Genomic DNA, 21,083 nt, shown 5'->3' with positions numbered 1-21,083 from the left:
ATCCCTTGTCCCGCTGCCCATTCTTAAAGATGTCAGACTGTCATGGAAACAGCTTTCGCAGTTGGCCCAACGGGTTTATCAGAACCATGAAGGGACGTGCGGGGTACTCACATGACGCGGCGGACATTGACGGCAGGGCTGGAACGCTTCCCCATCGCCGGGACATTCAGAATCGCCCGAGGGGCAAGGACGGAAGCCGCCGTCGTGGTCTGCACGGTCAGCGAAGGCCCCTTCTCCGGAAAAGGCGAATGCGTCCCCTACCCGCGCTACGGCGAGACGGTGGAAAGCGTCATCGCGCAGATCGAGTCCCTTTCCGACGGGATCGCCGGGGGTATGACACGCGAAGAGCTGCTCGAGACGTTTCCGGCGGGCGCCGCCAGAAACGCCGTGGACTGCGCCCTCTGGGATCTGGAAGCGAAAAAGGCCGGCCGCCGCGTCCACGAGCTTGCCGGACTTGCCGCGCCGCAACCGCTCGTCACCACCCAGACCATCTCGCTCGCAACACCGGAGGAGATGGAGCAGCAGGCGCGGCTGCATTCCTCCCGCCCGGTGCTCAAGTTCAAGGTGGGCATGCCGGATGGCGACGCGGAACGGATCGAGGCGGTGCGCCGCGGCGCACCGAACAGCCAGCTCATCCTCGACGCCAACGAGGGCTGGACGGAAGACAATATCGAGGACAATCTGAGGATTGCGGAGAAGTTCGGCGTGGCGCTGATCGAGCAGCCGCTGCCGGCCGGAAAGGATGCCATCCTGCGCGAAGTGGCCCGCACGATCCCGCTTTGCGCGGACGAGAGCCTCCACACGCGGGAGGATCTGCCGAAGCTCGCCGGCCTCTACGATGCGGTCAACATAAAGCTGGACAAGACGGGCGGGCTCACCGAGGCGCTGCTGCTCAAGGCGGAAGCGGAGCGGATGGGATTCTCCATCATGGTCGGCTGCATGGTCGGCACCTCGCTTGCCATGGCGCCGGCGATCCTGGCCGCCCAGGGCGCGCAGTTCGTCGACCTCGACGGTCCGCTTCTTCTTGCCCGCGACCGGGAGCCCGGCCTCGTCTACGAAGGGGCGAAGGTCTACCCGCCCGCGCCGAAGCTCTGGGGCTGACGCCATGCCGGTGAACCGGAGCGACGATTTCCGTGCGCGCCCCCAGCCAGGGCAGAGCGGAGGCGATCGCGACTGCCCAATCCCGTATTTTTACAAAGTGTTTTTGCACCAACCGCGATTCCACTTCGCGGACAGATGCTCTAAACAGATCGGTCAATGCGCTGGTCTGCCGGCATCTGCTTCATCATCAGGAAGGATGTGCCCAATCGCGCCATCGTCCGGACACCTTGAATCATATCCTTAGAAGAAAGGGGGAAAACCTTGAAACTGTTAAGGTTCGGCAGCGTCGGTTCAGAGAAGCCTGCGGTTCTGCATGACGATGGCACCATCCGCGATGTCTCGTCCGTCATCCGCGACTACACGCCGGAAACCATTTCGCCCACGCTGCTCAAGCTGCTGCGCGACACGGATCTCTCCGCGCTGCCGGTGGTGCCGGAGGGCGTTCGCATCGGCGCGCCGGTAGCGCGGACCGGCCATTTCATCGCGATCGGCCTGAACTATGCCGATCACGCGGCCGAAACGGGCTCGCCGATCCCTTCCGAGCCCATCGTCTTCTCCAAAGCGCCGAGCTGCCTTTCGGGTCCGAATGACGATGTGATGCTGCCGAAAGGGTCCGAGAAGACCGACTGGGAGGTGGAGCTGGCGGTTGTCATCGGCGAACGCTGCGATTGCGTTCCGGAAGACAAGGCGCTGTCCAAGGTGTTCGGCTACACCGTCTGCAACGACGTGTCGGAGCGCGACTGGCAGATGAAGCGCAGCGGACAGTGGATCAAGGGCAAGAGCGCCCCCACCTTCGGCCCGCTCGGACCGTGGATCGTAACCCCGGACGAGATCAGGGACGTGCAGGACCTCGACATGTTCCTGGACGTCAATGGCGAGCGCATGCAGACGGGCAACACGAAAACCATGATCTTCTCCGTCGCCCATCTCATCTCCTATCTGTCGCAGTTCATGGTGCTTGAGCCCGGAGACATCATCACCACCGGAACGCCGCCCGGCGTCGGCATGGGAAGAAATCCGCAAGTATTCCTCAAGCCCGGCGATGAGATTCGCCTTGGAATTGCCGGATTGGGTGAACAGAAACAAAAGGTTATAACGCGTTAATTAATAAGCGATTCTTGGGAAGGAAAGGGAACGAGATGGCGGAAGACAAGCGCCCGGCCGCGGATAATTCAGAACTCATGGAAGCAGCGCTGTTCTTTCACCGCTATCCCGTTCCCGGAAAGCTCGAAATCCAGCCCACGAAGCCGCTCGGCAACCAGCGCGACCTGGCGCTCGCCTATTCGCCCGGCGTGGCCGCACCGTGCATCGCCATTCACGAGAACCCGGCGCTCGCCGCAGAATACACCTCGCGCGCCAATCTCGTCGCGGTCATCTCGAATGGCACGGCCGTGCTGGGGCTCGGCAACATCGGTCCCCTCGCCTCGAAGCCGGTGATGGAAGGCAAGGCCGTCCTGTTCAAGAAGTTTGCCGGCATCGACGTGTTCGACATCGAGATCGACGCACCCGACATCGACCGCATGGTCGAGACCATCTCCGCGCTGGAGCCTACCTTCGGCGGCATCAACCTGGAGGACATCAAGGCGCCGGAGTGCTTCGAGGTCGAGGAACGGCTCAAGGAGCGGATGTCCATTCCGGTCTTCCACGACGACCAGCACGGCACGGCGATCATCGTGGCCGCAGCGGTGCTGAACGGCCTGCAGCTTGCGGGCAAGGACATAGCCAAGGCCAAGATCGTGACCTCGGGCGCGGGTGCCGCGGCGCTCGCCTGCCTCAACCTGCTGGTGTCGCTCGGCGCAAAGACGGAAAATATCTGGGTCACCGACCGCCACGGCGTGGTCTACAAGGGCCGCGTCGAGGAAATGGACCGGTGGAAGGAGCCCTACGTCAAGGACACCGAAGCGCGGACGCTCGCCGACGTGATCGGCGGGGCTGACGTATTCCTTGGCCTTTCGGCAGGCGGCGTGCTCAAGCCGGAGCTGCTCTCCCAGATGGCCGAGAAGCCGCTCGTCATGGCGCTCGCCAACCCGACGCCGGAGATCATGCCCGAGCTGGCGAGGGAGGCACGGCCTGACGCCATGATCTGCACAGGCCGCTCCGACTATCCGAACCAGGTCAACAACGTCATCTGCTTCCCCTACATCTTCCGCGGCGCGCTCGATGTCGGCGCCACGGCGATCAACGAGGAAATGAAGCTCGCCGCCGTGCGCGCAATCGCGCAGCTCGCGCAGGAGGAACCATCGGACGTGGCGGCGCGGGCCTATTCGGGCGAGACGCCGGTGTTCGGGCCGAACTTCCTGATCCCATCGCCCTTCGATCCGCGCCTGATCCTGCGCATCGCCCCGGCCGTGGCAAAGGCCGCGATGGAGACCGGCGTTGCCACGCGGCCGATCGAGGACATGGACGCCTATCTCGACCGGCTGAACCGCTTCGTCTTCCGGTCGGGCCTTGTCATGAAGCCGGTGTTCTCGGCGGCGAAACAGGCGCCGCGCCAGCGCGTCATCTATGCCGACGGCGAGGATGAGCGCGTACTGCGCGCCGCCCAGGTTGCGCTGGAGGAAGGCATCGCCCATCCGGTGCTGATCGGCCGTCCACACGTCATTGAAATGCGCCTAAAGCGCTACGGCCTCAGGATCCGCCCGGGCAAGGACTTCGACGTCATCAATCCGGAGGACGATCCGCGTTACCGCGACTATGTGGACCTGCTCATCCGGCTGGCCGGTCGGCGCGGCGTCAACACGGAGGCCGCCAGGCTGCTGGTGCGCACCAACAACACGGTCATCGCGGCACTCGCGGTGATGCGCGACGAGGCGGACGCCATGCTGTGCGGCCTCGAGGGCCGGTTCGAGCGCCACCTGCGCTATGTGGACATGATCATCGGCCGCGCCGAAGGCGTGAAGGAACTCTCGGCGCTTTCCATGCTGATCATGCAGCGGGGCGTGACGTTCTTCGCCGACACGTTCGTGAACCATAATCCGAGCGCCGAGGAAATCGTCGAGTCGACGCTGCTCGCCGTCAAGGAAATCCGCCGCTTCGGCATCGAGCCGAAGGCGGCACTGCTGTCGCACTCCAGCTTCGGCTCGCGCGACAGCGAAAGCGCGCTCAAGATGCGCAGGGCGGTCAACACGCTGCACCAGGTCGCGCCGGACCTGCTGGTCGATGGCGAGATGACCGGCGATGCGGCCCTGTCCGAAGTCCTGCGCCAGCGCATCTATCCGCACGGCCTCCTGAAGGGCGAGGCGAACCTGCTGGTCTTCCCGGGTCTCGACGCGGCCAACATCACACTCACCACGGTCAAGGCGCTGACCGACGCCCTGCATGTCGGCCCGATCCTGCTCGGCGTGGCGCGCCCGGCGCATATCCTGACGCCCTCGGTCACCTCGCGCGGCGTGGTCAACATGACCGCCTTTGCCGCCGTGGAAGCCTGGAACCAGAAGAACGGATCGGCCTGACCTCAGGCAAGGGGACCGGCGCTCAGCCGGTCCCGAAACGGGGAAAGGGTTACGGCTACCTAACCGGTAGATTGTGCGCGTGTCCGAGGCAGTTGCGGCATTCCCAGCCGCGCGAGGCGTCAGTGCAACCTGCACAAACTTGTGTTGCCGGTTGTGCTTCTGCTCAATTAACTGGTTTACGTGCACGGCAAGCTTCTTTAGAGCTAACCGGAAAGACAACCAAAGAGACTGCGTATCCCATGGCTGACGATCGCATCCGTTATGACATTCTTGTGCAGGAAGCCGCGCGCGGCGTCATTCGCAAGGTGTTGCAGGAGACAGCCCAGGCCGGTCTGCCCGGCGACCATCATTTCTTCATCACCTTCGTGACGAACGCGCCGGGCGTGCGCATCTCGAGCGCGCTGCGCGAGCGCTACCCGGAACAGATGACGATTGTCATCCAGCATCAGTACTGGGATCTCAAGGCCCACGAGAAGGGTTTCGAGGTGGTGCTCTCCTTCTCCGACGTGCTGGAGAAGCTCGAAATCCCCTACACCGCCATTCGCGGCTTCTATGACCCGCACGCGAATTTCGAGATGGAATTCGACGACGTGAGGCCGGCAAGCGCCAACGAGGCCCAGGTGCAGGAGTTCCCGCGCGAGCCCGAGGCCGACAAGCCCGCCAAGCCTGCGAAGGCGGAGAAGCCCGCCAGGAAAAGGGAAGAGCCGGCCAAGCCCGAGGGTGACGCGCCTGCTGCCGGCAAAGGCGCGGAGGTCGTCTCCCTAGACGCGTTCCGCAAGAAGTAGGCCATGGGCGAGATCGTCAACCTCCGGCTGCGGCGCAAGGCCAAGGCGCGGGCCGAAAAGGAACGGATCGCGGAGGAAAACCGCGTCCGGTTCGGCCGGCCGAAGTCCGAGAAGGAACGCGAGCGGAGGTTGAGCGATCTGGAACAGAAGAGGCTGGAAGCCCACCGCCTCTCCCGCGACGAGGAGGACGGACCGGAAGCATGAGCGCCCCGCGCAAACGCTCCGTCACCATCCACGGTCACCGCACCAGCTTCTCGCTGGAGGACGCCTTCGTCCAGGAAATCGAACGGATCGCGCGCGAGCGGGGGCTTGCCGTCGCGGCGCTGATCGCCGAGATTGACGAAGCGCGCCCGCGCGACAGCAATCTCTCCTCCGCCCTCCGGCTTTTCGTGCTGGAGGATCTGAAAGCAGCGGCAGCGCGGACAAGCGATTCGACTTGAACGGCGGCAGCCATTCCGCCCCGTTCAGGCCACGCGTCATCGGCGGTTAAATAGATCGCGGAGCCGTCGCTCGTTCTCTTCCGATGTAAGACTGCGCTGGCCGGTAGCCGGATTCACGTTGACACCTGGAAGCTGCTGCATCGGCGTCCCCGACGGCCGCGCGCCAGACGAAGCGGGACGCTGTTGCTGCTGCTGTGGAGGCTGAGGCTGCGGGCGCTGCGGTTGCGGCTGCTGCGATTGGGGTTGCGGCTGACGCGCGTCCTCGCGGCGCTGCCGGTCCTCCTGAAGACGGCGTTCCATCTCCTGGCGGCGGCGTTCCTCGGCGGCGCGGCGTTCAGCCTCCTCACGCTGCCGGCGTGCTTCCTCCGCCGCCTTGCGGCTGCGCTCGGCCTCGCGCTCCGCCCGGATGCGTTCGGCCTCCTCGGCAGCGCGGTTGGCCGCCTGCTGCTCATAGTAGCGGACCTCGCGGCGCAGGCGCTGGGTCTCGAGAAGAACCGCCTGCATGTGCTCCACGCGCTCCTGCTCGCGCTCCAACGCGCGCTGGGTCAGGAACTGCGCCAGCGGCTCGGTGTCGAGCGACACCTGAACCTCCCCGAGGGGTCCTTCGACGCTGAAGCGGACTGCCGGCTCGGCCCCAGAAACCCCCTCCAGACCGGGATGATACGTGATGCTGCCCGAGGCGGCCACGGTCCGCTGCCTCAGATCGGCGGCACCGTCGACGCTTACACGGGCGCCCTCGCCTTCCAAGTGAAGCTGGGGGAAGCGCGCCACGCCGTTGGCAACGGTAAAGGCAATGGCCACCGACCCAGTCCGGAATACGCCGTTTCGCACGATGTCGGGGGCGAAGGCCGCCACCTGCCCGGCATCGACCTGCGCGCCAAGCTCATCTGCCCGAGCCAGGAGATCCGGGAAGGCTGACGGGTTGAGGCCGGAAACTGCCAGGTTGCGAACATCCGCGGAACCGGAACCGGACAGAGCCGCCACCAGAGCGTTGACTGACTTGCCGGAAGCGGTGAGGCTCGCGCTCAGGTCCGCCGAGCCCGCAAGACCGCTTTCTGGCAGAAGCTTCTCCAGCGATACGTCGGCAAGAGAAAACTGGCTGGACAGCAGTCCCGTGCCGGCGTCGTTGCGAAGCTCCGCACTGCCCTTCACGACGCCCCCCAGCATCTCGGCGGAAAGACTGGCGACGGACAGCTTCTCACGATCGAGCCGAAGCTGCATGCTCGCCGCGCGTGCTGATGCCCAGCCACCGAACCACAGCTCTTCCGCCGCCAGCTCGACGTCCGCGCTGAATGGCGTGGATATCTCCCGCTGCAGGGAGGCTTCTGGCCAGCGGCCCTCCTCCGCCGGCTGCAGCGCGGCGCTGCCGGTGACCATTTCCACCGGAAGACCCAGATCGAACCTGCTCAAGTGAACAGAGCCGATTATGTGCGGGATTCCGTTGCGCATCTCCGCGTTGAGATCGCCATATATGTCCGCATCGGCGACAGTGCCGGCGAGATCGCTGATGACCGCGAGCTTGTCGCCCACGTCGATCGAAGCGCTCACGTCCACGGGAAGGCCGTACCCGAAACCGGGAAGCAGAATACCAGCCACGGACAGCCAGGGTTCCAGATCCTCCGTCTTGATCGCAAACTGGCCACGCGAGTTGAAACCACTCTCCGACCGCGTCAGCGTTCCGTCGAAGGTGGCGGACAGTCCCGTTCCCTTGATGGCGAGTTCCGCGGCAGCGCCATCGCCCAAGGGCCCCGACACGCTTGCTTCAATCGAAGCCTCGCCCGCGAGACCCAGCGGCAGCGCCGGCAGGCCCGCCAGCGCATAAAGCACCGCGGCATCGTCGTTACGGGCGGTGAGCCGCAGTTCAACCGGCGTGTCTGGGGCGGTGATGAGGCTCGCGGCGCTGCCGGTGATCGAAAAATCGGTTCCACCGGCCATGCCGCGCAGCGTGAATTCGGTAGAGCCGTTCACGGCCCGGCTTGCCAGAACATCAACCTTCGCGTCCTCCAGCAGACCGGGATAGGCGGACGCATTGCGGGCAAGAGCCCGCAGCGGCTGGACATCCGGAAGGACAGCGGCCAACGTCTCGACAAGCGGTGCAAGATCCACGGCAACAATCGTCGCGTCAATGCTGCCTGCAGGATCGGCAGCGAGGTTCTCCAGGCGCCCTGTCGCGCTGATGTTGGCGTCGGCGAGTCCCATGGCTGAGAAGCGGTCGATTTCCAGCGCCTGGTCGCGCAGCCTCACCTTGGTCTCGAAACGTTCCGTCTCCACGCCTCGCCAGACAACGGGACCCGCGGCAAGCTCAACGTCCACGTCGTGGTTGCTCAGGCGGTTCTCACCCTGGTCATCGACGAACAGCGAGGCGAAGGCCCGTAGACCGTCAAGGTCCAGACGTCCTCCTTCGAGGGACACGAGGACGGAGGCGCGGCGATCGGCAGGGCTCTGCCGCTCGACCCTGCCCGCGAACGTCGCGTCGCCGAGCACAAGCTCAAGGTTTTCAAAGACCTGTCGAGTACCGCTCAGGTGAACATCAGCACTGAAACCAGCCGCCGGGAGACGGCGGATCGCATCGTCTATGTCGCGCGCGACCCAGGCGGCAAAGCCGGAGGGCTGAGCGATCGCGAGCAGAAAGTGGCCGGAGAAGGCCGCCTGATCGCCCAGCGCCAGCACACCGCTGCCTTCCAGGCGGGTGCGGCCTGGCAAGGTGGCCGCCACCGAACCCAGGTTCCAGCCTTCTGCAACCGGCCGGGCCTCGATGCGGACGTCGCGAATGGTCGTATCACCCGCAACGATGGCAGGAATGTTGACGGAGACGATGCCCGGAATGGTGGGCCGCGGCAGGCCGGAGACAAAACGGACCACCGCTTCGATGCGCTCGGCGGCGCTCATGCCGGAGCCGCCATGCTCGTCCGCCGCTCCGTCCCAGCGAAGCTGCGCGCCATCCGCCACGATGGAAAAGGAGGGATCGGCTCCGAAGGAGATCTCGGCGCGGCCCTCGGTCGTGTAGGGATCCTCGGGCGATCCGGCAATCAGCCGGAACTCCTCCACCATCAGCCGCTGATGATCCAGATGGAAGCGTCCCGTGACCCTGTTGCTCGGGACCGTGGATGGCTGGGTGTCCCCCTGCCCCGCGGCGGGCGTTCTCAGGTCGAAGCTGCCCGCATAGGTGAGGACGCCTCCCTCGCCTTGCACGTGGCCGTCCAGATCGACCGTGAACGGCAGGCTCTGCGGCTGCAGTGCCAGACGGACGCGGATGCCGTCTTGAGCCATCGTGCCGGTCGAACCGGAAACCGACATCGGGATCCCATCGACGCTGAGGCTGCCCTGCATCCGCCAGGGGCCCGCCAGACTGCGTGCCGAGACCTCGCTGTTGATGTCGTTTACGACGATGCTGCGCAGCCCTCCCGCCCGGTGGATGGTCACAGTGCCGTCCGTGATCGCCACCCGCTCGAGACTGATCTGCCGCAGTTCGAAGGGCGTCGACGGTCTCATCGTCCAGTCGACGCGCCCGTCCCCGTCCACGAAGATGTGTACCTGCGGGCGCACCAGCCGCATGTCGAAGATCAGCAGCTCGCCCCGCAGGAACGGGGCTAGCTCGGCATCCATGGAGAACTCCTCAACCGTCATCGACGGCTCGTCAGGCGATGCGCCCGCCACGACGACATCGGTGAAGGTCACGGAGGGAAATGGCAGAAGCCTGGCGCGGGCCGCGCCCTCAACCCGCACCTCGCGGCCAAGGATGATGCCCGCCTGGCGTTCAAAATCCGACCGGTAGTTGGTCCAGTCGATGAAATAAGGGGCCACCAGCGCCGCTGTCAGAAGCAGCACCAGCAAACCACCGATGAAGACGAACAGCCTAGCCAGTTTCAACTCCTACGATGCTTCCTCCCGGCACGCAGATCAGCCGCAGAGGTTACCGCGTATCCTCATCCGCAACGAGATGGAACATGCGCCCCCTGCAGGTGCCATCCTTTCATACCATCATTGCGGCCGACGCACGGCGCCTGCCGCAGGATTATCCCCCATCCGTTTCCTCCGGCGCGGCCGCAACAACAGATACCGGACACCACAAATCGCCACGTTCGTCACGACTTGCCGGCACAAATTACCGCTACATTATCGGTCCTTTAACCATAAAGCTCTTTGCGGAGGCCCACCCGGTCGTTTCAATGCGCGGGTCTGAAACACATTCTGGGCCGGAAACCCGGATCAGCCCACGCATGGCCCTCACGAGCCGACCGGAGGCAAGGTTGAAGATCGACGTCAACAAGATGTCCAGAAGTCTAGCCGAGGACCACCGCATCAGCAATTTCAAGCTGGCGCGGGCCTTCCAGCGGCTGGACGACGAACTCAAGGCCATCGAGAGCAGCCGCAGTGCCATTCCCATGGAAATCATCTTCGCGCGCGCCATCCTGAGACGGGCGCGCGAATTGCGCCAGGATGCCAATCGCGAACAGCGTTAGGCTTTCTCGCGCTCCGGGCCGGGCATCGCCTGCCAGGTCAGCGCGGCACGTGTCCCGCCGCCGGCACGCAAGCCATCCGCATCATTGAACGGCAGCATCCAGCACCTACCTTGTCAGGGAGCATTCCGGCGCGTATGCCGCTCCGGGCGCATGGAAAAGGCGCCGTGGATTATTTCATCAAGCCTTGGCCCCGCCACAGCAAACCGGTACAAAAGGAAAACGTTTCGCCTTCACGGTCGAACCTAGATGCGGATTTAGATGACAGGTTACCCGGACGATCTGCCGTTCTTCGGCGACGATGACGACTTCGTACCAGCGCCAGCACCTGCCCCCCGACCCGGAGGCATAGCCGCGCGGGCCCAGGCCGCGCGTGGCGCTCCGCGCTATCTGGAGGGGCTTAACCCCGAGCAGCGGCTGGCCGTCGAGACGACGGAGGGCCCCGTCCTGGTGCTTGCCGGCGCGGGAACGGGCAAGACACGCGTGCTGACGACGCGCATCGCGCACATCCTGGCCAGCGGCCTCGCCTATCCGTCGCAGATCCTGGCCGTGACCTTCACCAACAAGGCGGCGCGCGAGATGAAGGCGCGCATCGGTATTCTTGTGGGCGAGGCCATCGAGGGCATGCCGTGGCTCGGCACGTTCCACTCGATCGGCGTGAAGATGCTCCGGCGACACGCGGAGCTGGTCGGCCTCAATTCCAACTTCACGATTCTCGACACGGACGACCAGATCCGGCTCCTGAAGCAGCTCATCCAGGCGGAAGGGCTCGATGACAAGCGGTGGCCGGCGCGGCAGCTCGCCGGCATGATCGACGCATGGAAGAACAAGGGGCTTTCGCCCGCCGAGATCCCCGAAGGCGATGCCCGTTCCTTCGGCAACGGCAAGGGCCGCCAGCTCTACCAAGCCTACCAGGACCGGCTGAAGACGCTCAACGCGGTGGACTTCGGCGACCTGCTGATGCTGCCGATCCGCATCTTCCGCGAACATGCGGACGTGCTCCGGGAGTATCATAGCAAGTTCCGCTACATCCTGGTGGACGAGTACCAGGACACCAACACCGCGCAGTACATGTGGCTACGGCTTCTCGCGCAGCGGCCAGCGCTGCCCGACGGCAGCCGTCCCGCGGTCAACATCTGCTGCGTGGGCGACGACGACCAGTCGATCTACGGCTGGCGTGGCGCCGAGGTGGACAACATCCTGCGCTTCGAGAAGGATTTTCCGGGCGCCAAGGTAATCAGGCTGGAACGCAACTACCGCTCGACGGCGCATATCCTGGGCGCCGCCTCCCATCTCATCGCCCACAATGAGGGCCGTCTCGGCAAGACGCTGTTCACCGACCGCGGCGACCCCGACGACGCGCGAGTGAAGGTGCATGCCGCCTGGGATTCCGACGAGGAGGCGCGCGCCATCGGCGAGGAGATCGAAGCGCTGCAGAGCAAGGGCCACGCCCTCAACGACATGGCGATCCTGGTGCGCGCGTCCTTCCAGATGCGTGCCTTTGAAGAGCGGTTCATCACGCTCGGCCTAAACTATCGGGTGATCGGCGGCCCGCGCTTCTACGAGCGGCAGGAGATCCGCGACGCCCTCGCCTATTTCCGCATCGTCTCGCAAGGATCGGACGATCTCGCGCTCGAGCGGATCATCAACGTGCCGAAGCGCGGCCTGGGCGAAGCTGCGCTGCGCCTGATGCACGACACGGCGCGGGCGCGCAACACGTCGCTGCTGCAGGCAGCGCGCGATCTCATCGGCACCGAGGAGATGAAGCCCAAGCCGCGGGCCGCGCTGCGGGCGCTGGTGGAATCCATCGAACGGTGGCAGGGCATGCTAGACCGCACGCCGCATACCGAACTGGCCGAGCTTATCCTCGAGGAGTCCGGCTATGTGGACATGTGGAAGAACGACCGTTCGCCCGAGGCGCCCGGCAGGCTCGAAAACCTCAAGGAGCTCATCTCCAACATGGAGGGCTATGAGAGCATGCGGGCCTTCCTGGAGCATGTCTCGCTGGTGATGGACGCCGAGCAGAATGATGACCAGGATGCGGTCAGCCTGATGACGCTGCACTCGGCCAAGGGTCTCGAGTTCGACACGGTGTTCCTGCCCGGCTGGGAGGAAGGCCTGTTCCCGCACCAGCGGGCGCTCGACGAGGGCGGCCGCGCCGGCCTCGAGGAAGAACGCCGGCTCGCCTATGTGGGCGTGACGCGCGCCAAGAAGAACCTGCACATCTGGTTTACCTCGAACCGCCGCATTCATGGCCTGTGGCAGTCCACCATCCCGTCGCGCTTCATCGACGAGCTGCCCGAAGAGCATGTGGAAGTCGTGGAGTCGGGAAGTTCCTACGGCGGTTACGGCTCCGGTTACCCCGGCAGGCCCAATCCTTACGGGGCGTCGCGGTTCGACGACACGCCGGTGTTCTCGAACTCCTACAGCACTCCCGGATGGCAACGGGCACAGAGGAACCGTAACGAGGCAACCCAGCGCAACTGGGGCAACCGCTCCGGACATCAGGTCGAGCGTATCGGTTACGGTGAACCCGACTCCGGATACGGTGCCGGACGGGGCTCATTCAAGGGCAAGGTCATCGAGGGCGAACTGGTCGCCAAGTCCGTGGCGACCGAGCCTTCCCGCTTCAAGGTCGGTGACCGCGTGTTCCACCTGAAGTTCGGCAACGGAAACGTCGCTGCCGTCGATGGCAACAAGCTCACGATCGACTTCGACAAGGCCGGCCAGAAACGGGTGCTCGACGGCTTCGTGCAGCCTGCGTAAGGTTTCGGGAAGAGCCGGCAGGGGCCTTGTGAAAGCACGAGCCCCGGATGTTGCGGAAATGCCTGGCCCTCCCCTTTCCGCCTTAAATTGAAAGAGCCGCGCTGTTGCGGCGCGGCTCAGACCTGAGAAAAGGCAGAAAAAGCGTTCGGAACAAGGGCCTACTTGTAGTAGGCAAACTTGCCTTCCTCGTTCTTCTCGCGCTTCAAAACGCCGCTCGCCGCATAGCGCGACAGGGGGCCGGAGAACGCGTTGGACTTGTAGCGGACGCCAAAGTCCTCCTCGCATTTCCTGACAACGTCGCCGATCGTGCGCTTCTCCTTGAAGAAGTCGCTTTCAACCAGGCGGGCAAGCGCCGCCACAGCACCACTGGCGCTGGGAGCGGTCGTGTCGGAAGACCGGCGGCCGGATGCCCTGGACTGCGAACGACCACCCAAAGCGCCTGCGGGAGCAGCAGCAACCTGCTGCGACTTGGCCTCACGCTTCGGCGCCCCTTCAAAGGTTGCATGCTCTTCGGCCAGACCCCTCAGGCCGGATTGATTGAAAAGCAGTTCCACAATGCGCAGCTGCACGGCCTCGGATTCGAATTTGTTTATCGTCTCCGAAAGCTCATTCAGCTGCTGCTTAAGCTCAGCAAAGCTCTTGTTCATGTCTGTGCGCCCCAACCTAGATACACGCCTGAAAGGCCGTAATCCTGCACATTTGGCTTCATAACCATATGCAGGTCAATACTCACTATCGGAGGATGAAACGATCACCGAAAGCGAGTACGTCAAAATGCAGTCGTGAAATGTGACTTGACGTCTACGGCCACGCATTTGTGTTTGATACGCTACTAATAGCACAAGTATATAATTTCATGTAAGCAGATTCTGTTCCGAAATTAATCATTATTTTTGAAACATCCTCTCTCCGCGCGAAACAATGTGTTTGCCGGGTGACAGAACTTCGCCAGGTCTTGGCGATCAGAATGCACCTCGCGGTGGAAATTCACGAATTAAATTAACTGTTTAACTTTGCCGCAAATCAGGCCGTACAGGAACAGGGTCGGGAGGCGCTATCCGTACACATCCGCAACCATCGGAAACAAAGTTTTAACGATGTGGCGCTTTAACTGTGGGTACGTGGCCCTGGTATCGGACACGAATCGCTTCGGCGGTGACCTCCAGTTCCCTTCCGCTGGTGCGCCGGCGGAAGGGTACAGCATCGAACCAACGCGCCGTCTCACCCTGCCCACTTCTCAAGAAACTTCTCCGCCGACATGGATTGCATGTCGGGCACGGCCTCAAACAGCTTCTCGAGGGGCCAATCCCACCAGGCCAGCGCCTGAAGCCTGCCTGCGATATCCTCGGGGAACCTCCGCCGGATCGTCCGGGCGGGAACACCGCCGACGACGGTATACGGCGGCACTTCCCTAGTGACCACGGCATTGGCTCCGATCACCGCTCCGTCGCCCACGGTCACGCCGGGCATGATCACAGCCCCGTGGCCGATCCAGACATCGTTGCCGACGGTGACGGGCTTTGCCCGCCGCCGTTCACGAAAGCCGGAATCCAGCTTCTGGTAACGGAAATACTCGTTCGGCCGGTAACTGATCTTGTGCGTGGTCACGCGCTCCATCGGGTGCTCGAGCGCGTTGATGCGGACATTGGACGCGATGGAACAGAACTTGCCAATGGTCGCGCAGATGCCCTCGGAGTGACGCTGGATGTAGCTGAAATCACCGAGCACCACCTCCGTCAGGCTGACGCGCTCCCCCACCGAGCAGTAGCGCCCGATGCGGCAACCGCGCAGTTCCGCCGTGGTGTGGATCTTCGGCTGCGGGTCGGTAAACCGCAGGTCCTGCACGTCGTCGTCCCTCACTGTCTCTCCATCCGTCCGGCTGTCCCCTTCCCGCGGGAAGGCACCTCAACGCAATGTGACGCTTTGCATCTTTGCTTCATAGCCCCAAGGGGCTATCTTGAGGGCATGAGCGCTGCCCCTATCACATATTCGACGATCTTCAAGCTCGCACTGGCGGCCACGCTGCTTTTCGCCGCGGGTTTGCTCGGGACGGGCCTTTGGATGGCAAACGGGGCCGCCCTGTTCCTGGCACTGGCCGAAAGCAGCCTTTCCTGGTGCCTCTAGGAGCCGGTCAGCTTTCCATGAAAACCAATGCACGCCTGAGCCTGAACAAACCCATGTGCATGGGCCGTGACCCAGCCGGGCATCCCTGCACGACGGCTGCAACATTCCTTCTCCTCGGGTGAAATGATCATGCGATATGTCCTGCTCTGCATCACGGCGGTTCTCATCATGGCTGCGGGCGTGGCGACCTACTTCTGGTGGGCCCAGACGCACGACAGGCAGATCATCGCCTTCGGTGCGCCGTTCGAGCTGGTCGACCATGACGGCAACACGATCACCGAACAGGCGCTGCGCGGACATCCATCCGTCCTGTTCTTCGGTTTCACCCATTGCCCGGAGGTGTGCCCCACCACGCTCTACGAGCTGGCCGGCTGGCTGGACGAGCTCGGCCCGGACGGCGACAAGCTCAAGGCCTTCTTCGTTTCCATCGACCCCGAGCGGGATACGCCGGAGGTGATGAAGGCCTACCTCAGCAATTTCACCACCCGCATCACCGGCATCACCGGCGAGCCGGACAAGGTGATGGAAATGGCCAAGGATTTCCGCATCTACGCGAAGAAGGTGGAGCTGGAGGGCGGCGATTACACAATGGATCACACGGCATCCATCATGCTGCTGGACAGCAAGGGCGACTTCTTCGGCACGATTGCCTACCAGGAAAATCCTGATATCGCTTTGGAGAAACTGCGGAGGCTGATAAGGGAGGGCTGATTCAACCGGACCCGAAACCCATGCCGCAGACACGACTCCTATTCCAAGCGCACGGCCCCGAGGCAAACCGGGCCTTCCAGCACCTCGAACGCAACCTGGAGGACGACGGCGTACCCATCTCCATCTGGGAAGTGGACGAGGATGCCGATCTGCACGAAGTGTCGATCTATGTGACCGAGGATGACGATCCGAGCGCGATCCGTGCCCGGGTGGACGGACTGCTCGCCGAGCTGCCGTTCAAGGTTGAGCTTGAGGAGGTCGAGGTTCCGGACATCGACTGGGTCACACATTCGCTGCAGGGACTGCACGCGGTGCGGGCCGGACGCTTCTTCGTGCATGGCTCGCACGAACAGTCGAAGCCGCGCGCGGGCGAGATCCCGATCCTGATCGACGCCAGCCTCGCCTTCGGCACGGGTCACCACGGCACCACGGCGGGCTGCCTGGAGATGATCACGCGCGTACTGATGCGGGAACGGCCGCGCAACGCGCTCGATCTCGGTACGGGCAGCGCGGTGCTGGCGATCGCCATCGCAAAGCTCCGGCGCATTCCGGTGCTCGCAACTGACATCGATCCGGTCGCGGTGCGCGTCGCGCGCGACAATGTCGCCATCAACGATGTATCGAAGTGGGTGGAGACGGTGACGGCGGCGGGCTTCCACAACCCGATCTTCGCGAAGCGGAAACCGTTCGGGCTGATCGTCGCCAATATCCTGGCGCGGCCGCTGATGAAGCTCGCGCCGGACATGGCGCGGCACATCAAGCCAGGCGGTTCGATCATCCTGTCGGGAATTCTGGAAAAGCAACGCAACGCGGTGGTTGCCGCCTATATCGGCCAGGGATTCCGTCACATGACCACCCTGCATCGCGAAGGATGGGTAACCCTCCACATGAAGCGCTAGGGTTCTTCAGCGCCAACTGAAATCCCGGAGCGATCCCTTTTCGACTTGATGCGGGACACTTCAGCCGCGTCAGGAATCTCTGATCGGAAACAGAACGGCCGGGTCAAGCCCGGCCGGAAATTCTTACTTGCGCTTGGCAAGACGGTCTGCGTCGTCCTCGAGCATGCGACGCACCTGATTGACGTAGCGGGCAGCCTGCTGCTGGCGAGCCGCAATCATGGCGTCCATTACGCTACGGAAGAAACCCTTGGCCATGTCACTCATCCCCTTCTGGAACCATTTCTCAAATTCAAGATAGGTGCTGAACCCCGCGCAAACCATGGCAATTCCTGCATGGGTGAGTCGCATTTTTGCATTGCACAATTGATTATTGCAACGCAGCAAAGCAGCTCCACGCAACCGCAAAGGACTCTGTGACGTTCGCGTCCGCGTCATTTGCATCAGAGCGTGAATGGACTAGAGTTGCGCGAGATCATCGGTCCACAACATGATTTCCAATCCAGACGAGAGACAGGGCTTCGAAGGAGCGGCTCAGACGGCCAATCGGGCGCCGGCGCTCCATCGTCCTGCGGAGTAAAACATGTTCCAGTCCTTCAAGACCATTTCCAATCCCGCCCAGGCTGCCCCGCGCATTGCCCGCATCCGCGAGCTCATGGCCGAGGAAGGGCTTGACGCGCTGCTCATCCCGCGCGCTGACCAGCATCAGGGCGAGTACGTGGCGCCCTGCAGCGAGCGACTGGCGTGGGCGACGGGCTTCACCGGTTCGGCCGGGGCGGCGGTAATCCTCGCCGACCGGGCGGTGCTGTTCGTCGACGGACGCTACACGGTACAGGCGCATGAGCAGACCGATCCCGCCCTCTTCACCATCGAAAGCCTGGTGGACAATCCCCCGCGGGAGTGGGTGAAGACCAATCTGAAGAAGGGTGACCGGCTCGGCTTCGATCCGTGGCTGCACACGGTGGCGGAGGTGCGGGCGCTCGAAAAGTCGCTCGAGAAGATCGGGGCCACGGCGGTGCCGCTTGCCCGCAACCTGGTCGATGCCGCTTGGGAAGACCGGCCCGACGAACCCACCGGCCGCGTCATCGTCCACCCGCTGAAATATGCCGGCGTGGCGGCGGAGCAGAAGCTCGATATGCTTTCCGGAAAGCTTGCCGCCGAAGGGCTCGACCACACGGTGCTGACCGATCCAGCCTCGCTCGCCTGGACGTTCAACATCCGCGGCAGTGACGTGCCGCACACGCCGCTCGCGCTTGGCTTCGTGTTCCTCTCGGCCGAAGGCAAGCCAAAGGTCTTCCTCGACGAGCGCAAGCTCGATGCCGAGGCGAAGACCCATCTCGTCAATCTAGCGGACCTACACGCCCCGGCGGCACTGCTGGATGAACTCGCAAAGCTCGCCCGCACCGGCGCCAGGTTCGGTCTCGACGAGAACCTCGCCGCCGACCGTCTGCGGCAGGTGATCGAGGACAACGGCGGCACGGTCGTGGCTTTCGCCGATCCGGCGGCGCTGCCCCGCGCAATAAAGAACGAAACGGAACTTGCCGGCACACGCGCCGCGCATCTGCGCGACGGCGCCGCGCTCGCCACGTTCCTTGCATGGCTCGACCGGCAGGAGCCGGGAACGCTCACCGAGATCAGCGTCGTGGAGCAACTTGAGTCCACGCGGGCGAAGGTCGGCGAAGCCATGCAGATGCCGCTGCAGGAGATTTCCTTCGGCACGATCTGCGGCGCAGGCCCCAACGCGGCGCTGCCGCACTATCGCGTCAACGAGAAGAGCAACCGCACGGTGAATGTCAACGAGCTGCTGCTGGTCGACTCGGGCGCGCAGTACTTCGACGGAACGACCGACGTCACCCGCACGGTTGCCATCGGCCAGCCCACGGACGAAATGCGCAAGCGCTTCACGCTGGTGCTCAAGGGCATGATCGCCATCTCGCTGCTGCGCTTCCCCGAAGGCACGCGCGGCATGGACATCGACGCCTTTGCGCGGCAGTCGCTGTGGCGTAACGGCCTCGACTACAACCACGGAACCGGACACGGCGTGGGTTCGTATCTTTCGGTCCACGAGGGTCCGCAGCGCATCGCCAAGACCGGCGCCACCAAGCTCATGCCAGGGATGATCCTCTCCAACGAGCCAGGCTACTACAAGCCGGGGCACTACGGCATCCGAATCGAGAACCTGATTGTGGTGTCGCCCGCCGAGCCGATCGAGGGCGGCGACCTGCCGATGCACTCGTTCGAGACGCTGACGCTGGCGCCGATCGACCGCCGGCTGATCGAGCCGTCGCTGCTCACCGAGGAGGAGCGCGCGTGGCTCAACGCCTACCACCGCCGGGTCTACCAGGAAATCTCGCCCCTGGTGGACGAGGAAACGGCGAAGTGGCTTGAACAGGCGACGGCCGTCATCTGACGGCCGTTCTTCCGCTCCTTCATGGCGGGCCTGACATGAAACAGTAGCCGGGTCCTCTCATCCCACGAACTGGCGCAGGGCAACCAGGACGGCGGCGCCGGCGAGGAACATCAGGAGAAAGCTGTTGCTGCGAAGGGCGACGGCGGCGGATGCCGCCATCGCTACCCATTCCACCGGGCCGCCCTCCGTCACCGCGGGCGCAAAGAGCGTCGTGAGAACAGCCACCGGAACCGCATTGAGCCCGGCCTCGACGCGCGGATGGAGATGCTTGAAGCGAGAGATGACCAGATAGCCACCAATCCGGGTCAGATAGGTGGCCACCGCGCCCCCGAGGATAATCCAGAAGGTCGTGCTCACAGGCCTGCCCCCGTGGTATCGATGTCTGCCGGACCGTTGTCCCTGCCGCCAAGCAGGAATGCCCCCACAAGGACGCCCGCGATCGCTCCGATCGAGATATGCCAGGGCGATCCGATCGTGTGAAAGGCGATGCTGGAACCGAGTGCGCTGGCAGCGGCGATGGGCAGCCAGTTGGCGCGGGCGCGAAACTCCAGCACCATGCAGAAGAAATAGATGGGCAGGATGAAGTCCAGGCCGATTGCGTGGGCGTTCGGGATCAGCGGCCCGAAAACCGCCCCAACCCAGGTGGCGACCAACCACAGCACGTAGATCGGGATGGCCATTCCCATGTACCAGACGAAGCTCGGCGGCCGGCGATCCACGATGATGCGGCGCTCGGACTCGGCGAAGGTGGGATCGACCAGCAGGAAATAGGCAATCGCCTGCTGCAGGAGCGGCCAGCGCGCGAAATACCGCCCGACCGACGCCGAATAGAGGACGTGGCGGAAGTTCACCGCAAAGATGGACAGAACGATCAGCCACGGGGCGACGTTCGTCCCGAACATGTCGACGCCCACGAGCTGGCTTGCGCCGCCATAGATGGTGGCGCTCATGAACACAGCCTCCCACACCGAGAAGCCGTTCTGAACGGCAATCATCCCGAACAAGGCACCGAAGGGCGCCACGCCAATGATGATCGGGGCGCTGAGCGCCGCGCCTTCAAGAAACTCGCTGCGTGGGGTTGCCTCCCCTTCCAACGCCATCGCGCCTCCTCTCCTCCAAGGCAGACAGGATCCCCCACCCAGTCTCCGGACTGCCCTCCCGCATTGCGCCTGAGCACCTCAGACTTCCGCAGGCTCCAACTGCTCATCATCGGTTTTTTCTGGATCCAGACGGAAAACTGGTTTTCGACCCTTCCGCGAAGCGCCCTGCTCCCGCCGTTCCGAACGGAAACCGTGCTCAGCCCTTCCCGGCCGGGCCTCCGACTCCGCACGAACACGATCCAGCCGATCATTGCTAGCGGAAGACAGGGCGGCGCGCCACGGCTCTTTGCTGAAAATCAGATTCAGTTTTTCTTTATGACGCGCATTCAACTCGCCAGACGTTTCGTCATGTGGACGGCATCGGGGCCGTAGCTCGCGAGCTTGGCGGCCCATTTCGGGTCGGAGGACACCACGAAACCCTGCCGCTCCCAGAAGCCGCCGGAGTTGTTGACGGCAACGAGAGCGATGGCGGGAAGGCCTTGCGCGCGGGCATGAGCCTCCACCAGCCGCATGGCGGCCTCGCCCGCCCTGAAGCCGCGGGCGGCGGGCAGCAGTGCAATGTCGTGGACGTAGTAGACCTCCGGCTCCGGCAGCGTGCCGATGAGCGTGTCGAGCGCGGGGGCGCTGGCCGCTTCCCACGGATGGCTCAGGAGGTAGCCGATGGCCTCGCCGCCTGCATCCTGAAGGATGAAGCAACCCGCCGGATGCAGCCGGAACTTTTCCTCCAGCACCGCGCGGGCCTCGGGAAATCCGGGATGGACGATCGTCGCAATCCGCTCGACATGATCCATGTCGGCGGCCACCATCGGCCGCCATTCGACTCCCGGACGCGACATCC

Annotated in this window: 19 protein-coding genes; 12 read left to right on the top strand and 7 right to left on the bottom strand. The window is 63.9% G+C overall.

The annotated features are described in order from the left end of the window. Positions 1 to 111: 111 nt before the first annotated feature. From dgcA to ABD906_RS09385, 6 genes are all read left to right on the top strand, one after another. The gene (gene dgcA / locus ABD906_RS09410) at positions 112 to 1,101 is read left to right on the top strand and encodes an N-acetyl-D-Glu racemase DgcA (protein ID WP_165278530.1); all 990 of its coding nucleotides are present in this window, start codon (positions 112 to 114) and stop codon (positions 1,099 to 1,101) included. A gap of 261 nt (positions 1,102 to 1,362) precedes the next feature. Further along, entirely contained in the window at positions 1,363 to 2,205 is an 843-nt protein-coding gene (locus tag ABD906_RS09405; RefSeq protein ID WP_165278531.1) for a fumarylacetoacetate hydrolase family protein, read from the top strand. Positions 2,206 to 2,282: 77 nt separating this feature from the next. After that, on the top strand, positions 2,283 to 4,553 hold the full coding sequence (locus tag ABD906_RS09400) for an NADP-dependent malic enzyme (RefSeq protein WP_378188558.1): 2,271 nt from the start codon (positions 2,283 to 2,285) through the stop codon (positions 4,551 to 4,553). A 239-nt stretch (positions 4,554 to 4,792) separates the two neighbouring features. Next, entirely contained in the window at positions 4,793 to 5,338 is a 546-nt protein-coding gene (locus tag ABD906_RS09395; RefSeq protein ID WP_345099198.1) for an SspB family protein, read from the top strand. A 3-nt stretch (positions 5,339 to 5,341) separates the two neighbouring features. Then, complete coding sequence (locus ABD906_RS09390; protein WP_345099197.1) at positions 5,342 to 5,542, top strand: DUF4169 family protein; 201 nt, start codon at positions 5,342 to 5,344, stop codon at positions 5,540 to 5,542. Next, entirely contained in the window at positions 5,539 to 5,778 is a 240-nt protein-coding gene (locus ABD906_RS09385; protein ID WP_165278535.1) for a ribbon-helix-helix domain-containing protein, read from the top strand. Before ABD906_RS09390 ends, ABD906_RS09385 begins: the two co-directional genes overlap by 4 nt. 36 nt (positions 5,779 to 5,814) lie before the next feature. Here ABD906_RS09385 and ABD906_RS09380 read toward each other — a convergent pair whose 3' ends face one another. Continuing rightward, positions 5,815 to 9,648 carry an AsmA family protein gene (locus tag ABD906_RS09380; RefSeq protein WP_165278536.1) on the bottom strand — a complete coding sequence of 1,278 codons (3,834 nt, stop codon included), beginning with the start codon at positions 9,646 to 9,648 and terminating at the stop codon, positions 5,815 to 5,817. Between the two features lie 77 nt (positions 9,649 to 9,725). Between ABD906_RS09380 and ABD906_RS09375 the strand changes: the two genes are divergently transcribed. Next, on the top strand, positions 9,726 to 10,241 hold the full coding sequence (locus ABD906_RS09375) for a hypothetical protein (protein WP_345099196.1): 516 nt from the start codon (positions 9,726 to 9,728) through the stop codon (positions 10,239 to 10,241). 258 nt (positions 10,242 to 10,499) lie between these two features. After that, complete coding sequence (locus ABD906_RS09370; protein ID WP_345099195.1) at positions 10,500 to 13,004, top strand: ATP-dependent helicase; 2,505 nt, start codon at positions 10,500 to 10,502, stop codon at positions 13,002 to 13,004. Positions 13,005 to 13,162: 158 nt separating this feature from the next. Here the strand turns inward: ABD906_RS09370 and ABD906_RS09365 are convergent, their stop codons facing one another. Together ABD906_RS09365 and ABD906_RS09360 are read right to left on the bottom strand one after the other, a co-directional pair. Beyond that, positions 13,163 to 13,651, bottom strand: a complete 489-nt coding sequence (locus tag ABD906_RS09365; protein ID WP_165278538.1) for a hypothetical protein — start codon at positions 13,649 to 13,651, stop codon at positions 13,163 to 13,165. A 574-nt stretch (positions 13,652 to 14,225) separates the two neighbouring features. After that, positions 14,226 to 14,864, bottom strand: coding sequence for a DapH/DapD/GlmU-related protein (locus ABD906_RS09360; protein WP_345099194.1), 639 nt, complete (start codon positions 14,862 to 14,864; stop codon positions 14,226 to 14,228). A gap of 105 nt (positions 14,865 to 14,969) precedes the next feature. On the opposite strand from ABD906_RS09360, the gene ABD906_RS09355 reads away from it, so the two are divergent. The 3 genes from ABD906_RS09355 to ABD906_RS09345 all read left to right on the top strand — a co-directional run bounded on the left by ABD906_RS09355 (position 14,970) and on the right by ABD906_RS09345 (position 16,738). Further along, entirely contained in the window at positions 14,970 to 15,128 is a 159-nt protein-coding gene (locus ABD906_RS09355) for a hypothetical protein (protein WP_165278539.1), read from the top strand. 168 nt (positions 15,129 to 15,296) lie between these two features. Then, positions 15,297 to 15,839 (top strand): SCO family protein, encoded by a 543-nt coding sequence (locus tag ABD906_RS09350; protein WP_378188592.1) that lies wholly within the window; start codon positions 15,297 to 15,299, stop codon positions 15,837 to 15,839. Positions 15,840 to 15,859: 20 nt separating this feature from the next. After that, positions 15,860 to 16,738 (top strand): 50S ribosomal protein L11 methyltransferase, encoded by an 879-nt coding sequence (locus ABD906_RS09345; RefSeq protein WP_165278540.1) that lies wholly within the window; start codon positions 15,860 to 15,862, stop codon positions 16,736 to 16,738. A 123-nt stretch (positions 16,739 to 16,861) separates the two neighbouring features. On the opposite strand, the gene ABD906_RS09340 is transcribed toward ABD906_RS09345, so the two are convergent. Beyond that, the gene (locus tag ABD906_RS09340; RefSeq protein WP_345099193.1) at positions 16,862 to 16,993 is read right to left on the bottom strand and encodes a hypothetical protein; all 132 of its coding nucleotides are present in this window, start codon (positions 16,991 to 16,993) and stop codon (positions 16,862 to 16,864) included. Between the two features lie 325 nt (positions 16,994 to 17,318). On the opposite strand from ABD906_RS09340, the gene ABD906_RS09335 reads away from it, so the two are divergent. Next, a complete protein-coding gene (locus ABD906_RS09335; protein ID WP_345099192.1) occupies positions 17,319 to 19,145 on the top strand; it encodes an aminopeptidase P family protein in 1,827 nt (608 codons plus the stop codon). Positions 19,146 to 19,202: 57 nt separating this feature from the next. Here ABD906_RS09335 and ABD906_RS09330 read toward each other — a convergent pair whose 3' ends face one another. The 3 genes from ABD906_RS09330 to ABD906_RS09320 form a co-directional block, all read right to left on the bottom strand. After that, positions 19,203 to 19,502 (bottom strand): AzlD domain-containing protein, encoded by a 300-nt coding sequence (locus tag ABD906_RS09330; protein ID WP_165278542.1) that lies wholly within the window; start codon positions 19,500 to 19,502, stop codon positions 19,203 to 19,205. Then, positions 19,499 to 20,245 carry an AzlC family ABC transporter permease gene (locus ABD906_RS09325; RefSeq protein WP_165278543.1) on the bottom strand — a complete coding sequence of 249 codons (747 nt, stop codon included), beginning with the start codon at positions 20,243 to 20,245 and terminating at the stop codon, positions 19,499 to 19,501. The genes ABD906_RS09330 and ABD906_RS09325 overlap by 4 nt, the downstream gene beginning before the upstream one ends. A gap of 326 nt (positions 20,246 to 20,571) precedes the next feature. Further along, positions 20,572 to 21,081 carry a GNAT family N-acetyltransferase gene (locus ABD906_RS09320; protein WP_345099190.1) on the bottom strand — a complete coding sequence of 170 codons (510 nt, stop codon included), beginning with the start codon at positions 21,079 to 21,081 and terminating at the stop codon, positions 20,572 to 20,574. Positions 21,082 to 21,083 lie beyond the last annotated feature (2 nt).

The organism is Chelativorans composti (genome assembly GCF_039541695.1).
Lineage (GTDB): Bacteria > Pseudomonadota > Alphaproteobacteria > Rhizobiales > Rhizobiaceae > Chelativorans > Chelativorans composti.
The sequence above is the reverse complement of the archived record's forward strand: the minus strand, read 5'-3'. Positions and strand labels throughout refer to the sequence as shown.

Excerpts from the sequence above, each read along its gene's own strand:
- dgcA (WP_165278530.1), top strand. The coding sequence starts at position 112 with ATGACGCGGCGGACATTGACGGCAGGGCTGGAACGCTTCCCCATCGCC.
- ABD906_RS09400 (WP_378188558.1), top strand. The coding sequence starts at position 2,283 with ATGGAAGCAGCGCTGTTCTTTCACCGCTATCCCGTTCCCGGAAAGCTC.
- ABD906_RS09395 (WP_345099198.1), top strand. The coding sequence starts at position 4,793 with ATGGCTGACGATCGCATCCGTTATGACATTCTTGTGCAGGAAGCCGCG.
- ABD906_RS09390 (WP_345099197.1), top strand. The coding sequence starts at position 5,342 with ATGGGCGAGATCGTCAACCTCCGGCTGCGGCGCAAGGCCAAGGCGCGG.
- ABD906_RS09385 (WP_165278535.1), top strand. The coding sequence starts at position 5,539 with ATGAGCGCCCCGCGCAAACGCTCCGTCACCATCCACGGTCACCGCACC.
- ABD906_RS09375 (WP_345099196.1), top strand. The coding sequence starts at position 9,726 with ATGCGCCCCCTGCAGGTGCCATCCTTTCATACCATCATTGCGGCCGAC.
- ABD906_RS09370 (WP_345099195.1), top strand. The coding sequence starts at position 10,500 with ATGACAGGTTACCCGGACGATCTGCCGTTCTTCGGCGACGATGACGAC.
- ABD906_RS09365 (WP_165278538.1), bottom strand. The coding sequence starts at position 13,651 with ATGAACAAGAGCTTTGCTGAGCTTAAGCAGCAGCTGAATGAGCTTTCG.
- ABD906_RS09355 (WP_165278539.1), top strand. The coding sequence starts at position 14,970 with ATGAGCGCTGCCCCTATCACATATTCGACGATCTTCAAGCTCGCACTG.
- ABD906_RS09350 (WP_378188592.1), top strand. The coding sequence starts at position 15,297 with ATGGCTGCGGGCGTGGCGACCTACTTCTGGTGGGCCCAGACGCACGAC.
- ABD906_RS09345 (WP_165278540.1), top strand. The coding sequence starts at position 15,860 with ATGCCGCAGACACGACTCCTATTCCAAGCGCACGGCCCCGAGGCAAAC.
- ABD906_RS09340 (WP_345099193.1), bottom strand. The coding sequence starts at position 16,993 with ATGGCCAAGGGTTTCTTCCGTAGCGTAATGGACGCCATGATTGCGGCT.
- ABD906_RS09335 (WP_345099192.1), top strand. The coding sequence starts at position 17,319 with ATGTTCCAGTCCTTCAAGACCATTTCCAATCCCGCCCAGGCTGCCCCG.
- ABD906_RS09325 (WP_165278543.1), bottom strand. The coding sequence starts at position 20,245 with ATGGCGTTGGAAGGGGAGGCAACCCCACGCAGCGAGTTTCTTGAAGGC.
- ABD906_RS09320 (WP_345099190.1), bottom strand. The coding sequence starts at position 21,081 with ATGTCGCGTCCGGGAGTCGAATGGCGGCCGATGGTGGCCGCCGACATG.